The 642-nt window shown below is 42.5% G+C and carries 2 protein-coding genes; one reads left to right on the top strand and one right to left on the bottom strand.

Features of this window, described 5'->3' with window-relative positions; all coding sequences use genetic code 11:
• Window positions 1-284 (bottom strand): DUF5609 domain-containing protein (locus KIV40_RS34475; RefSeq protein WP_285353949.1); only part of this gene is annotated, 284 nt, incomplete at its 3' end.
• A 109-nt stretch (window positions 285-393) separates the two neighbouring features.
• On the opposite strand from KIV40_RS34475, the gene KIV40_RS34470 reads away from it, so the two are divergent.
• The coding region (locus KIV40_RS34470; RefSeq protein WP_285353947.1) for an AhpA/YtjB family protein at window positions 394-642 on the top strand (249 nt) is incomplete at its 3' end.

Genomic DNA, 642 nt, shown 5'->3' with positions numbered 1-642 from the left:
CAGGCGTAATCCAGTTTTAGACCCTGTAAGATCTCTTCATGCGCAGGAGTAAGTTGTCCAGACATCAGAGCAACTTCGTATTTGCCCACTTTCCAAGTGTCTAGAATGGTATTGTAGAAGCCTGTGAAAAAGTCGATGTCATCGAAGGCTTGAGGAGAAAGATACTCACCAAACACGATCCAGTTTGCCTTTGATTTGGCCAGTTGAGAAGCGAATCGCGTCTCCGGGAGTCGAGTTAACAGTGTAGTATGCCTTTTGATAGGCAAGAGTTTCTGTGCGTCCATGTGTCTGATTCCTAATTAACTTAGCTAGACGTTAACCTATTGCAATTTACATGTGCAAGTCTCAATATGTCTTAATCATAACATTTGTTTATTTCAGGCTTGATGAATCATGAATGAATCCTTGTTCTCATTACGCAATGCACTGCGTATTTTGGCGCTAATCTTATTAGCCGCCATGCTGGTCGTGACCATTAAAAATACCGTGGTGATCAGTAAAGGTAATGAGAAAATTCAAGCGAAGCAGCTCGAAACTCTGACCAAGGTGCTTATCTCACAGGCATCGCTATCCGCGAGTAAAATGATCATTCAACAAGATCAAGAGCGCTTGCTAGAACTCACCAATCAACTGTCTCAAGAC

It is taken from the genome of Vibrio sp. D173a, from assembly GCF_030248475.1.
This window is presented reverse-complemented; position numbering and strand designations above follow the sequence as displayed.